Here is a 12,990-nt window from a genome sequence, read left to right as displayed (position 1 = left end):
ACAACCAGGGCTTAAAATAAAGCCCTGATTATCTTATAAAGAGGAATTCGAAGAAATAATTAGATATGGGTAACGATTTCTTTAATCAGCGGCGGACCTTTAAAAATAAAACCAGAATAAATTTGCACCAGTGAGGCCCCCGCAGCAATCTTTTCACGCGCAGCGATAACCGAGTCAATGCCGCCAACACCGATGATCGGTAAGCGACCGTTTAATTCCTGTGACAAGCGGCGAATAATTTCTGTGCTTTTTAACTGAAGCGGACGACCACTTAAGCCACCGGTTTGATCGCAATTTTTCATTCCCTGAACCAGAGAACGATCGAGAGTGGTATTGGTTGCAATAACGCCATCAATATTATGGCGAACTAAACTATCGGCAACCTGGATCAATTCTTCTTCAGAAAGATCCGGCGCGATCTTCACTGCGATCGGCACATATTTATGGTGCATCGCTTGCAAATCATTTTGCTTATTTTTAATCGCGGTTAAGAGATCATCCAGCGCTTCGCCATATTGCAGTGTGCGTAGTCCTGGGGTATTCGGCGATGAAATATTGATGGCGATATATCCCGCATAAGCATAGATTTTTTCCATACAAATCAGATAGTCATCTTTACCCTGCTCCACCGGCGTATCTTTATTTTTGCCGATGTTAATACCCAGGACGCCATCATAATGGGCTTTTTTTACGTTCTCTACGAGGTTATCAACGCCAAGATTATTAAAGCCCATACGGTTGATCAAACCTTCGGCATCTACCAGACGAAAGAGACGCGGCTTGTCATTACCTGGCTGTGGACGTGGCGTGACGGTACCGATCTCGATCGATCCAAATCCCATCGCGCCTAACGCGTCAATGCACTCCCCGTCTTTATCAAGACCGGCTGCCAGACCAAGCGGATTTTTAAACGTCAGGCCCATGCAGTTAACAGGTTTCGCAGGCACTTTCTGCCGCACCAGTGCTTCAAACGGCGTTCCTGTAATACGGCGTAATTGCTGAAAAGTAAACTCATGAGCGCGCTCTGGATCGAGCTGGAAAAGGGCTTTACGAACGAAGGGGTAGTACATGAACTCTCCTGGATTCCCGGTGTGCAAACCGGGGGCGTATTATGTGCGAGTTCGGACCAAAAGGGAATTGACCTGTGGCAAAAAAAGCGCAAACGTTTTCCGAGCCTGTTTCAGAGCAGATTTTGCTCTTTCTTTGCACTCAACCCGCCGTAATCATTTATCGTCCGCCAGGAGACATGACACGGTGCTATTGCCTGACACCAGCTTGTCTGACGCTGGCTTTTAGGTGGCACAACTCCCGCATTACTTAACGCTTTACCATTTACGCTCACCTGAATCAGGTTAATGTAGTAAGGCGTTGGGTTAGTGAGTTGTACACCCTGCGAATTCCGTGTCCAGCGTAATTGTTGATAAGCTTCTAGCGGGTCGCCCGGCAAACCTTCGGGTCGCCAGAACAGTTTAAATACCGAGCGCATCGCCACTTTTACGCTCTGATTTTCAACTTTGCCGGATGGTACGCTGGCAATGCTTAACTCAAATAGCGTTTCGCGATCCACAGGCAAAATGCCGCTTTCCGTTCTCAGCAAGCGCAACGTGCCTGTAGTACCGGGCTTCAGGAGAATAAGTGGCGGAGCGGCCAGTAATGGTGCTGACCCTGTCGACGCTTCCCCCCCGGCCCAACGCGTTGGGCGATTGATTTTACTGTTAATAAGCCAGGATTCCTGACTGGTATTAGTCAGTGAAATAGATATCGATTCTCTGTCTGCCGGGAAGATAAATCGCGTTCCGCCAACCACCACTCCTGCCTGCAATTTCCCCGCCACCAGCAGCGATAAAACGGCAAAAATCGCGAGCGTCAATCTGTTCCACGTATTAGTCATAATGAAGTACAAATGTCGCGCTGGCATTCACTTTACCCGACTGCACATCGCTATTAACAGGTCGCAATTGCGCATAAAAAGTTAATGGCACCTTACTGCTATGTAGGCTGTAGTCTTTACTCGCCTGGTTAAGCGGAATCAATATTTTCGCATCATCCAGAATCGCAATTGCCAGCCCACTGGCTGCATCCGTACCACTTTCAATGGACAGCATTTCGCTCTGCATTCCGTCGGGTGTTCCTGAAAAGGTAACGTCAACCGTGCTGACATCTGTTCCGCAATCCTGCAAATTAATGATGAAAGATTTCTCCGGGCCATAGTTCCCATGAGAAAAACGTGTCAGCGAGACATCGCCTAACTGCACATTGATTTGCTTGCTATCCTGTGCCAGCACGCATGTATTACGGCGAAACGATCCGCTGATGTTGACCGTGCCATCATGGGCAAATAGCTCACAACTCCCCGTTAAACCCAGTAAGCACAGAATCCAGATTATCCGTTTCAACATCACTCCTTCACTGGTAAACCAGATCAAAATAGAGAACCGCCGTCGCATTACCGCCCGTAGCCCCCGCCTTTGTGGACTTATAACGAAGTTGATATTTGAGTGTGTTATCCCCCGCTTTTAAGGGCGTAAGAGGCTGGACCTGATTGAGCGGGATTTCTTGCTGACTTTGCGCATCAAGAATTTGCACGGCAATCCCCGTTGCCATACCACCGCTTCCGCCTGTGTCAGTTAGTTTGAGTAGTGTCGGCGCAAGGGTGTCAGCCTCGCCGCTAAAAAGGACGTCCGCGCCAGTGATACCAGCGGCACAACCGGTGATATCGATATTCAAATCAGCAGCTGTGCTTACGGTATTCGCAGCCTGAAAATCACTGATATTAAAATCGCCAATATGAATATTTTGTAATGCGCTTTTGGTGGCAACATCACAGCCCTGATCGACCACATTACCATAAATATGCATACTGACTTGTTCAGGCCCAGCCATCCCGACATGGGTGTTAAGAAAGCTAAAGAACAAGATAACGTACTGAAATATTGTTTTTTTCTTCATACGTTCACGCGTTAATCAAAATTTATTCTCACCGTTGCCGTGGCTTCAAATCGCCCGGTTTCTGGTGGTACGCCTGTCGTGCTGACCGGATAGACATTCATTCGCGCGATACTGTCTGCATCATCAGGAATAGAGAGCGGTAGTGTTCCACCCGCCGGGGAAATAATGTTGTTCTGGCTATCGGTCACCACAATGCCCACGCCAGGACGTGACGTCTTAATCGCCTGGGGATAGCTGGGGTCTGAGGTTGCCGTCAGACTCAGGTTGACGTTAACTAACCCTTCGTTTCCCGTGTTACACCTGACTGGGACTGCAAGTTCTGCCGTTCTGGCCCCAAGAGGCTTATGCCCTACAACACGAAAGTTAGCCGCAAATACGTCGCCCAGATCGACTTCGATTGTCTCTCCGGCATTGACGGAACATGAGCCAAGTGAATTGATCGTACCAGACAGGTAATACACTAAAACCGGTGTACCTGTAGTCGTGCAGGAATCACCTGCGGGTATGTTGTAGCATTCAAATAATCGCGCCAGCGCCATAGGAGGAATGACGACCGAACCAACGAACGGCTGCAATATTTTCAGGGAAAAGCTACCGCTATTACCGCTAGCCCCCTGGCCGCCTAAACGTTGACCGCCGGGGTCACAAATATGCCACCGGGTATCTGCCCCTGTGCCCACGTTTTCAAAAGGAACCGCAGTAGGAGAACTGCCTTTAACCTGCAATAAAACTTTGGCGGCAAGATAGTCATTAATTTTGTACCAGTTGTCGCCTAAATAGACTAACGGCGAATCCGCGGCGAATGCCCATCGGCCACTTCTGACATTGTCTTTATCGCAATCACAGGAAACATAATAATCATTCGATTCGTTCCACTGATAAAATTTGTCTTTAACTACCCCTGCAGTATTTTCTTCTTCCTCCAGGGTTTTAACGCCAAAATTGACGCCAATATAGGGATTCCCCTGAGTGGTATGACACTGCCCGCTATAAGCAGCGGTTTGAGCGCACCATAGCATTAAGACGGCGGCAAAAAATAGTCGTAGTAATGACACGCATTTTTCTCCAAAGATTATCTGCATATGGCATCCATTCGCGTAATCGCAGCGTTAATTTGTTGTTCGGTAAGCTGGTAACTGATATGACAAATTTGATCGGGTGCTTCGCCCCAGCGCACGGTTATTGTTCCCTTCGCCGGTAAACCCGCCATATAGAGCGAGCCATCATCATCAATTATGCCGCTATTAGTCTGTACGCCGTCCAGCGTCGCTATCGCGCCAAAACGCAGCGGTATACCCTGCGTTGATGTTTTCATTAATACCCTTCCCCCCGCATGGGCATTAAACTCCGCCAGAACCAACGCCCCTTTGGTGGGAACTACATTTACTACTGCATTTTCAAGATCCACGTTACGTTTTAACGATGCAGCATCAAGTACGATTCGATTTTCACGATAAGAAGTGGCATAGGGAACAACGGTATATCCGCGCCAGTCAGTTTTCAGCCCGGTGCTATTCGCCACACGAGTATTTTCCGCGCCTGGTGCTGCAATCAGAACGTTGGTTTCCCCCAGAGATTGCCCCAGGGTAATGCCCCGTGAATGAGCAACTAAACTGCCTGAAAGGGCGTAGTTAAGTTGTTGTTGGCTACCGTTATCGCTGTAGTTGTAGCCCACTCGGGCATCCGCAAACGCCCCTTTGTAGTCCATGCTGGCGCTACCATTCGCCGTTTCCCCCTCGCTGTTATATCCCTGTTGCACGCTGTAGCTCAGGTTACCGTCATCGAGCAGTGTCTCCGTTAAACCAAGATTTTGTGTAGTGTGCCCTTCGTTATCGATACTGGTATTAGAGGTCATCCATGCGTAATTTTTTTTCCTGGTATAGCTATCATTACTTCTGGGGAGCAACAGATTGAGCGGCAGGGAAAAATTAAGTGCAAATACTTGATCAGCATCAGGTTGACCACGGGACTTACTGTAGTTCCAGGAAACGCCCAGTGAGAGATCTTTAATTTGCGTGTTGTAGCCAAACTGTAATAGCCGATCCTGTTGATCGGTATGCCAGTATGTTTGCTGGCTACCACTTAAATAAAACGAACCGTAATCGCCTAATTGCTGGGAGATATTGACCTGCAGTTTGCCACGTTTGGTGTAAAACAAATTGTAATAACGCGACCACATCGGCGTATCTTCATCATCACCGTCATTAAATTCGTAGCCATCCATGTGTTTATACATGGTGTCGGAAAGGGTGTAGAAGCCCGACGTCGAATAGCGATAGCCCATCAATTGAAAGTTAGTGCCCAAATGGTTGAGCGTTTTGGCATACAGAAAACGATATGACTGCCCTTTATGTTCACTTTGGTCTGCCAGTGTACTTTTCGCCTGGGTCGCGTCGAACGAAATCGCTCCGAAATCGCCGAGGTTAAAACCCAGCCCCAACATAGCAGCACGGTAATATTCAGCATATTGTCCACCGCCATACCAGGTCGTTCCCCACGGTCCGCCCCATTGCAGCGTGGCCTGAGCAAATTTACTTTCTTGCTGATCATTACTATTGGTTCTGTATTTCGCCAGCGTCACCGCGTATTTGATTCGCCCCTGACGCTGGAGTAATGGCACACTGGAAAAGGGCACGCTGTAACTATTGATGCTGCCGTCAGCTTCTTTTATTTCAACCAGCAAATCACCGCTCGACGACGTGGAGTAGAGATCACTAATCTCAAAAGCACCTGGCGAGACATAAGTTTGGTAAATGGTGTAGCCGTTTTGCTTAATCGTTATCTGGGCATTGCTTTTGGCGATACCACGCACCACAGGCGCAAACCCTTTCAGGCTGTCTGGCAGCATGTTGTCATCTGACGCCAGCTGTACGCCACGAAAGCTGACGCTGTCGAAAAAATCGCCTGCGGTATAATCATCACCAACGGTCAGTTCGCCTTTCAGAGGAATAACCGCCCGCTGCAAATAGCTGCTGAGATTCTTCCATTCTGCGGTTTGCCCGCTACTACGACTCCATGTGGAATTATTGCGCAATCGCCACGGACCTAAATTCACGCCACTGTTTAAATTCAAAAAATAGCTATCTGTGGAATCACTATCTGAACTGCTATGAATACTGTTGGCCCCGCTAAAAGAATATCCCAGTAATAATGCGTTGATCCCTTCATCCCAGCGTTCAGGGGGAACATAGCCACGGGCGTTACTTTTTATAGCAATTTGCGGTACTGAAATTTCCAGACGGAGTTTATTCACATCAAAGGTTACGCTGGCATCCGGAATAATCTCTGCCAATGGCGCACACGCTTGTTTGTCCAGTTGTTTAAAAGCCGGAAATGCATCAGTATTCACGCCCATTGCATCCAGGCTTTCAGTCGTCAAACAGGCGGCAATCCCCTTCTCTGGCGTTATCTCAACAAAATTAACGTTGCGCGTATCTACCATTGTCTGATTCAGAACAATATCGACACGATAAACCCCTGGCGTTATTTTTTGCCCTCTTTCGAAACGGGACAAATCGGCCACCATTGAGGGATCATCTTTGAAAAAGGCGGGATCGAACCAGGTTTCAGCTTGTGCATTGAACGCCGCCGACACAAACACCACCAGCCCACCAATAAACGATGGCACTCCACCAGAGGTTAACAGGCTGTGTTGTCGGTGAGTTCTAGGCATCTCGCTCTCTTAACTGAAGACGGCTTACGATTTACAGTTGAGTTGCGGCGTTTCCGCCCCGTAGTCATTGATGGTTCGGTACGTTACGCTACTGTTTTGAGCACCCTTTGGCAGAGGAAATTGGTATTTATCAAAGGGGGAAATCATTTGATTTTTAACTACTTTTCCACCTATTTTCAGGTCTGTCAGGGTAATGAAATAAGGTGTTGGGTTACTGACCGTAACCATGTCAGCTGACGAAGTGCAACGCAGTTTCGCCGGAGCCTCGCCTAAGGGATACGCTAAACCTTTTGGTCGCCAGAAAAGTTTGATGACGCTTTGTGTGGCAATCTTCAGGGTATTTCCCTCTTCCCGCTTCGTTGTTGAAGGGACTGCCCGTACGCTAGTGAAGAAAAGGGTTTCTCTGTCTTTCGCCAACGGCGCACCAATGTACATAATGCGTAACAGATTCTCATTAGCCGGATTCAGCACAAATAGCGGTGGTGTAATAATAAAGTCTGCTGATTTTTTATTATCTGGGGTCATCACCCATGACTGAATAAGATAAGGAACATCCGGACTGGTGTTACGTACACCCAGTGAAATTTGCTCTTCACCTTCTGAATAAACAAGACGTGTTGCTGCAAGTCCAATCCCGCCTTTACCTGCCGCCCATGCGGATGAGCAGCTGAGTAATATTGCCGTTAAACTTACGGTCACAATTCCCTTTGTTATGCAAGTTTTCATAAATAGTCACTCTTAAAAAATATGAATACCCCCTCCAGAACACTGGAGGGGTACTAATTAATAAAACAATTAATGAGTTCTATTAATAATAGTTAATATGGAAATTTGTTACCGCATTCACATTACCAGAAGTCGCTTTCCCCGTAGCGATATAATCAACTTTAAAAGTCAACGTCTGATCTCCATCTTGCAACAAAATGTTCCCGGTTTCTGTGTCTGGCGTGATGGCCGTTGTACCATCATTCATATACATTTGCAGGGCCACGTTTGTAGCAGCATCAGATGAGGCCTGGTTAGCAAACGCTGTAATCTGAGTAGTATCCGCAGTGCCATTAAAGGTGAACGTTGCATTTTTTGTTACGGTAGTATCACAATCTTTTAATTCAATTGGCACATCAGTTTGCACGCCAGAAACCTGACCATTGGTTTGCAACTTCGTGGCACTAACATCTGGCAAAGTCACCACGGAATCTTTCGTCGCAGCGACCAGAGTACAAGCTGGAGCAATAACTTTACCATTAAATGTTACTGAGCCATCCGTGATAGCATTATCATCAGCAGCCATAACGCTGGACGTTGCACATACCACAGTTATAAACGCCGTCAATACACTTTTTTTCATCGTCATCATCCTGATCTCTTCGTAAATATGATAATGCCTTTAAATGACATTGGACTTAATAATAACAACAATTGTCCGCCATTTAAATCAAGCATCCTTAATCCAATAAGTGACAAATTTTTAATTTATAGATTTCATGAATATTTACTTATTACCTGAACGAGTAATTCATTGATTCAACATTTATTGAATATCCAATAAATAAATACACGTGATACATATCCCTCAATCCTTAGTTCATTTTTAGAAAAAGATACACAAAATTTATATTTGGCATTTTCTTGTCTCTCCGACAGACTGACCGAATTGTTATCAATGTTAACAAAACAAGAACAATTGGTTATAAGGAGAGAGTATGCGTGTCATCACCCTGGCGGGTAGTCCTCGCTTTCCTTCTCGCTCCAGCTCCTTGCTGGAATATGCGCGGGAAAAACTGAATGGCCTGGATGTAGAGGTTTATCACTGGAATCTGCAAAACTTCGCCCCGGAAGATCTGCTTTATGCTCGTTTCGATAGTCCGGCACTCAATACCTTCACCGAACAGTTGCAACAGGCTGACGGGCTGATTGTCGCCACGCCTGTGTATAAAGCCGCCTATTCCGGTGCGCTAAAAACCCTGCTCGACCTGCTGCCAGAACGTGCGTTGCAAGGCAAAGTGGTGCTACCGCTGGCGACGGGCGGTACGGTGGCCCATCTGCTGGCGGTCGATTATGCCCTTAAGCCAGTTTTAAGTGCGCTGAAAGCCCAGGAGATCCTGCACGGCGTGTTTGCCGATGACTCACAGGTGATTGATTACCACCACAAGCCGCAGTTCACGCCGAATTTACAAACCCGTCTTGATACCGCGCTAGAAACTTTCTGGCAGGCATTGCACCGTCGGGATGTTCAGGTTCCTGACCTTCTGTCTCTGCGAGGTAATGCCCATGCGTAAGATCATTAAACTGGCGCTGGCGGGATTGCTTAGCGTCTCTACTTTGCGGTTGCTGCAGAATCCTCGCCTGAAGCGTTACGTATAGGCTATCAGAAAGGCAGTATTGGTATGGTGCTGGCAAAAAGCCACCAGTTACTGGAAAAACGCTATCCGCAAACAAAAATCTCGTGGGTGGAGTTTCCCGCGGGACCGCAAATGTTGGAGGCGTTAAACGTTGGCAGTATTGATCTCGGCAGTACCGGAGATATTCCGCCAATCTTTGCCCAGGCTGCCGGTGCTGATTTGGTATATGTGGGCGTCGAGCCGCCGAAGCCCAAAGCCGAAGTGATTCTGGTGGCAGAAAATAGCCCGATCAAAACCGTAGCCGATCTTAAAGGTCACAAAGTTGCCTTTCAGAAAGGTTCCAGCTCTCACAATCTTTTACTACGCGCACTACGCCAGGCCGGGCTTAAATTCACGGATATTCAGCCCACTTACCTGACGCCTGCCGATGCCCGCGCCGCGTTCCAGCAAGGTAACGTCGACGCATGGGCTATCTGGGATCCCTACTACTCCGCTGCATTATTACAGGGCGGCGTGCGGGTGTTGAAAGACGGCACCGATCTCAATCAAACCGGATCGTTTTATCTGGCAGCTCGCCCCTATGCAGAAAAAAACGGCGCTTTTATTCAGGGCGTACTGGCAACCTTTAGTGAGGCCGATGCGTTAACCCGCAGCCAGCGCGAGCAAAGCATCGCCTTATTGGCAAAAACGATGGGCTTACCGGCCCCAGTGATTGCCTCGTATCTGGATCATCGCCCTCCCACCACCATCAAACCGGTTAACGCCGAAGTTGCCGCCTTACAGCAGCAAACGGCAGATCTGTTTTATGAAAACCGTCTGGTGCCGAAAAAAGTCGATATTCGCCAGCGTATCTGGTAGCTCACTCAACTGGAAGGAAAACAATTATGAGTCTGAATATGTTCTGGTTTTTACCGACCCACGGTGACGGGCATTATCTGGGAACGGAAGAAGGTTCACGCCCGGTTGATCACGGTTATCTGCAACAAATTGCGCAAGCGGCGGATCGCCTGGGCTATACCGGTGTGCTGATCCCAACGGGGCGCTCCTGCGAAGATGCGTGGCTGGTTGCCGCGTCGATGATCCCGGTGACGCAACGGCTGAAGTTTCTTGTCGCCCTGCGTCCCAGCGTAACCTCACCTACCGTTGCCGCCCGCCAGGCCGCCACGCTTGACCGTCTCTCGAATGGTCGTGCGTTGTTTAATCTGGTCACAGGCAGCGATCCACAAGAGCTGGCAGGCGACGGCGTGTTCCTTGATCATAGCGAGCGCTACGAAGCCTCGGCGGAATTTACCCAGGTCTGGCGGCGCTTATTGCTGGGGGAAACCGTCAATTTCAACGGTAAACATATTCATGTGCGCGGAGCTAAACTGCTCTTCCCGCCGATTCAACAGCCGTATCCTCCGCTTTACTTTGGCGGATCGTCAGATGTCGCCCAGGAGCTGGCGGCAGAACAAGTTGATCTCTACCTCACCTGGGGCGAACCGCCGGAACTGGTTAAAGAGAAAATCGAACAAGTGCGGGCGAAAGCTGCCGCGCATGGACGCAAAATTCGTTTCGGTATTCGTCTGCATGTGATTGTTCGTGAAACCAACGACGAAGCGTGGCAGGCCGCCGAGCGGTTAATCTCGCATCTTGATGATGAGACTATCGCCAAAGCACAAGCCGCATTCGCCCGGACGGATTCCGTAGGACAACAGCGAATGGCGGCGCTACATAACGGCAAGCGCGACAATCTGGAGATCAGCCCCAATTTATGGGCGGGTGTTGGCTTAGTGCGCGGCGGTGCCGGGACGGCACTGGTGGGCGATGGTCCGACGGTCGCTGCGCGAATCAACGAATACGCTGCACTTGGCATCGACAGTTTTGTGCTTTCGGGCTACCCGCATCTGGAAGAAGCGTATCGGGTTGGCGAATTGCTGTTCCCGCATCTGGATGTCGCCATCCCGGAAATTCCGAAGCCGCAGCCGCTGAATCCGCAAGGCGAAGCGGTGGCAAATGATTTTATCCCCCGTAAAGCCGCGCAAAGCTAAGGAATAAATAATAGCAACGCCAGTGAAGAAGTGGTTATTGCGCGTTGCCCCCTGGTTTTTACCGGTGGGCATCGTGGCGGTGTGGCAACTGGCCTCCTCAGTTGGCTGGCTGTCGACGCGTATTTTGCCCTCTCCGGAAGGAGTGGTGACGGCGTTCTGGACGCTCTCCGCCAGCGGCGAATTGTGGCAGCATCTGGCGATCAGCTCCTGGCGGGCGTTGATTGGCTTTTCAATTGGCGGATCGCTGGGGTTGATTTTGGGACTGATTAGCGGGCTATCTCGCTGGGGAGAACGGCTGCTGGATACCTCCATTCAGATGTTGCGTAACGTGCCGCATCTGGCGCTGATCCCGCTGGTGATTTTGTGGTTTGGCATTGATGAATCCGCAAAAATCTTTCTGGTGGCGCTCGGCACGCTATTCCCCATTTATATCAACACCTGGCACGGCATCCGTAATATCGATCGCGGTCTGGTGGAAATGGCGCGTAGCTATGGATTATCCGGCATCCCGCTGTTTATCCATGTGATCCTGCCTGGTGCCCTGCCCTCCATTATGGTCGGCGTGCGTTTTGCGTTGGGCCTGATGTGGCTGACGCTGATTGTTGCCGAAACCATTTCTGCCAATTCCGGCATTGGTTATCTGGCGATGAATGCGCGGGAGTTTCTGCAAACGGACGTGGTGGTTGTCGCCATTATTCTTTACGCCCTGCTCGGCAAACTTGCTGACGTCAGCGCGCAGCTGTTAGAGCGCCTCTGGTTGCGCTGGAACCCGGCTTATCATTTGAAGGAGGCCACGGTATGAATACTGCTCGTCTGAACCAGGGCACACCATTGTTGCTCAATGCAGTAAGCAAACATTACGCGGAAAATATCGTCCTGAACCAACTGGATTTACATATTCCTGCAGGTCAGTTTGTGGCGGTGGTGGGCCGTAGCGGTGGTGGCAAAAGTACCTTGCTGCGCCTGCTGGCAGGTCTGGAAACGCCAACCGCAGGCGATGTGTTAGCGGGCACCACACCGCTGGCTGAAATTCAGGAAGACACGCGAATGATGTTTCAGGATGCGCGTCTGCTACCGTGGAAATCGGTGATTGATAACGTTGGGTTAGGCCTTCAAGGTCAGTGGCGCGATGCCGCGCGTCGGGCGCTGGCTGCGGTAGGACTGGAGAATCGCGCGGGGGAATGGCCTGCCGCACTTTCTGGCGGGCAGAAACAGCGTGTGGCGCTGGCAAGAGCGTTGATTCATCGACCGGGTTTATTATTGCTTGATGAACCGCTCGGGGCGCTGGACGCCCTGACTCGGCTCGAGATGCAGGATTTGATTGTGTCACTTTGGCAGGAGCACGGCTTTACCGTACTGTTGGTGACGCATGATGTGAGCGAAGCGGTAGCAATGGCTGACCGGGTGTTATTAATTGAAGAGGGAAAAATTGGTCTGGATTTGACAGTGGATATCCCCCGTCCGCGTCGATTAGGGTCGGTGCGATTAGCGGAGCTGGAATCGGAAGTGTTGCAAAGGGTGATGCAGCGTGGGCACTCTGAACAACCGATTCGGCGTCATGGGTAATATGCCGGATGTGGCGCACAAAACCAGCATTTCCAACGGACTTGTGGGCCTGATAAGACGCGTCAAGCGTCGCATCAGGCAGTTGGACCCGGTTGCCGGATGCGCGTAAACGCCTTATCAGGAAGTTGGGCACGGCTGCCGGATGCGGCGTGAACGCCTTATCCAGCCTACAAAACCAGCATTTTCAACGGACTTGTAGGCCTGATAAGACGCGTCATGAACTGCACCCCAAATGTTGGACATAATCTGACATCTGAAGGTGCAGTTTATGAAACATTCATTTGAAGTAAAACTTGCTGCTGTAAATCATTATCTGGCCGGTCATGCAGGCATCATTTCTACGGCAAAACTCTTTCAACTTTCTCACACCAGCCTCTCACACTGGATTAATCTTTTTCTTCTTCACGGTCCTCGGGCACTGGATTGCAGA

Annotated in this window: 13 protein-coding genes and 1 pseudogene; 6 read left to right on the top strand and 8 right to left on the bottom strand. The window is 49.5% G+C overall.

Features of this window, described 5'->3' with window-relative positions:
* Positions 1-59: 59 nt before the first annotated feature.
* From pyrD to ACJHX3_RS05220, 8 genes are all read right to left on the bottom strand, one after another.
* Positions 60-1,070, bottom strand: a complete 1,011-nt coding sequence (gene pyrD / locus ACJHX3_RS05255; protein ID WP_001305914.1) for a quinone-dependent dihydroorotate dehydrogenase — start codon at positions 1,068-1,070, stop codon at positions 60-62.
* A gap of 110 nt (positions 1,071-1,180) precedes the next feature.
* Positions 1,181-1,918: a fimbrial chaperone gene (locus ACJHX3_RS05250; protein WP_162535815.1), complete on the bottom strand. Its 738-nt coding sequence runs from the start codon at positions 1,916-1,918 to the stop codon at positions 1,181-1,183.
* On the bottom strand, positions 1,884-2,399 hold the full coding sequence (locus ACJHX3_RS05245; protein WP_094308107.1) for a fimbrial protein: 516 nt from the start codon (positions 2,397-2,399) through the stop codon (positions 1,884-1,886). Before ACJHX3_RS05245 ends, ACJHX3_RS05250 begins: the two co-directional genes overlap by 35 nt.
* Positions 2,400-2,406: 7 nt before the next feature.
* Positions 2,407-2,949, bottom strand: a complete 543-nt coding sequence (locus ACJHX3_RS05240) for a fimbrial protein (RefSeq protein WP_000730623.1) — start codon at positions 2,947-2,949, stop codon at positions 2,407-2,409.
* Positions 2,950-2,960: 11 nt separating this feature from the next.
* Positions 2,961-4,031, bottom strand: coding sequence for a fimbrial protein (locus ACJHX3_RS05235; protein ID WP_094308106.1), 1,071 nt, complete (start codon positions 4,029-4,031; stop codon positions 2,961-2,963).
* A complete protein-coding gene (locus ACJHX3_RS05230) occupies positions 4,022-6,622 on the bottom strand; it encodes a fimbrial biogenesis usher protein (RefSeq protein ID WP_001522785.1) in 2,601 nt (866 codons plus the stop codon). The genes ACJHX3_RS05235 and ACJHX3_RS05230 overlap by 10 nt, the downstream gene beginning before the upstream one ends.
* A gap of 24 nt (positions 6,623-6,646) precedes the next feature.
* The gene (locus tag ACJHX3_RS05225; protein ID WP_001522784.1) at positions 6,647-7,348 is read right to left on the bottom strand and encodes a molecular chaperone; all 702 of its coding nucleotides are present in this window, start codon (positions 7,346-7,348) and stop codon (positions 6,647-6,649) included.
* Between the two features lie 82 nt (positions 7,349-7,430).
* Positions 7,431-7,970: a fimbrial protein gene (locus ACJHX3_RS05220; RefSeq protein WP_000750296.1), complete on the bottom strand. Its 540-nt coding sequence runs from the start codon at positions 7,968-7,970 to the stop codon at positions 7,431-7,433.
* Between the two features lie 355 nt (positions 7,971-8,325).
* On the opposite strand from ACJHX3_RS05220, the gene ssuE reads away from it, so the two are divergent.
* The 6 genes and pseudogenes from ssuE to ACJHX3_RS05190 all read left to right on the top strand — a co-directional run.
* The gene (gene ssuE / locus ACJHX3_RS05215) at positions 8,326-8,901 is read left to right on the top strand and encodes an NADPH-dependent FMN reductase (RefSeq protein WP_001263938.1); all 576 of its coding nucleotides are present in this window, start codon (positions 8,326-8,328) and stop codon (positions 8,899-8,901) included.
* A pseudogene (ssuA, locus tag ACJHX3_RS05210) lies at positions 8,894-9,822 on the top strand (aliphatic sulfonate ABC transporter substrate-binding protein SsuA). The gene ssuE and the pseudogene ssuA overlap by 8 nt, the downstream one beginning before the upstream one ends.
* A gap of 26 nt (positions 9,823-9,848) precedes the next feature.
* Positions 9,849-10,994, top strand: a complete 1,146-nt coding sequence (gene ssuD / locus ACJHX3_RS05205; RefSeq protein ID WP_000055995.1) for an FMNH2-dependent alkanesulfonate monooxygenase — start codon at positions 9,849-9,851, stop codon at positions 10,992-10,994.
* A 10-nt stretch (positions 10,995-11,004) separates the two neighbouring features.
* Positions 11,005-11,796, top strand: coding sequence for an aliphatic sulfonate ABC transporter permease SsuC (gene ssuC, locus ACJHX3_RS05200; protein WP_000235203.1), 792 nt, complete (start codon positions 11,005-11,007; stop codon positions 11,794-11,796).
* Positions 11,793-12,560, top strand: a complete 768-nt coding sequence (gene ssuB, locus ACJHX3_RS05195) for an aliphatic sulfonates ABC transporter ATP-binding protein (RefSeq protein WP_001090520.1) — start codon at positions 11,793-11,795, stop codon at positions 12,558-12,560. Before ssuC ends, ssuB begins: the two co-directional genes overlap by 4 nt.
* Before the next feature lie 268 nt (positions 12,561-12,828).
* A partial coding sequence (locus ACJHX3_RS05190; RefSeq protein WP_021535487.1) for a helix-turn-helix domain-containing protein occupies positions 12,829-12,990 on the top strand: 162 nt, incomplete at its 3' end.

Source organism: Escherichia sp. WS1265 (assembly GCF_046487585.1).
GTDB lineage: Bacteria > Pseudomonadota > Gammaproteobacteria > Enterobacterales > Enterobacteriaceae > Escherichia > Escherichia coli.
Note: the sequence above shows the minus strand (reverse complement) of the source record. Positions and strands in the feature narration are given on the sequence as shown.

Excerpts from the sequence above, each read along its gene's own strand:
- ACJHX3_RS05220 (WP_000750296.1), bottom strand. The coding sequence starts at position 7,970 with ATGAAAAAAAGTGTATTGACGGCGTTTATAACTGTGGTATGTGCAACG.
- ACJHX3_RS05235 (WP_094308106.1), bottom strand. The coding sequence starts at position 4,031 with ATGCAGATAATCTTTGGAGAAAAATGCGTGTCATTACTACGACTATTT.
- ACJHX3_RS05240 (WP_000730623.1), bottom strand. The coding sequence starts at position 2,949 with ATGAAGAAAAAAACAATATTTCAGTACGTTATCTTGTTCTTTAGCTTT.
- ACJHX3_RS05250 (WP_162535815.1), bottom strand. The coding sequence starts at position 1,918 with ATGCCAGCGCGACATTTGTACTTCATTATGACTAATACGTGGAACAGA.
- ssuB (WP_001090520.1), top strand. The coding sequence starts at position 11,793 with ATGAATACTGCTCGTCTGAACCAGGGCACACCATTGTTGCTCAATGCA.
- ssuD (WP_000055995.1), top strand. The coding sequence starts at position 9,849 with ATGAGTCTGAATATGTTCTGGTTTTTACCGACCCACGGTGACGGGCAT.
- pyrD (WP_001305914.1), bottom strand. The coding sequence starts at position 1,070 with ATGTACTACCCCTTCGTTCGTAAAGCCCTTTTCCAGCTCGATCCAGAG.
- ACJHX3_RS05225 (WP_001522784.1), bottom strand. The coding sequence starts at position 7,348 with ATGAAAACTTGCATAACAAAGGGAATTGTGACCGTAAGTTTAACGGCA.
- ACJHX3_RS05245 (WP_094308107.1), bottom strand. The coding sequence starts at position 2,399 with ATGTTGAAACGGATAATCTGGATTCTGTGCTTACTGGGTTTAACGGGG.
- ssuE (WP_001263938.1), top strand. The coding sequence starts at position 8,326 with ATGCGTGTCATCACCCTGGCGGGTAGTCCTCGCTTTCCTTCTCGCTCC.
- ACJHX3_RS05230 (WP_001522785.1), bottom strand. The coding sequence starts at position 6,622 with ATGCCTAGAACTCACCGACAACACAGCCTGTTAACCTCTGGTGGAGTG.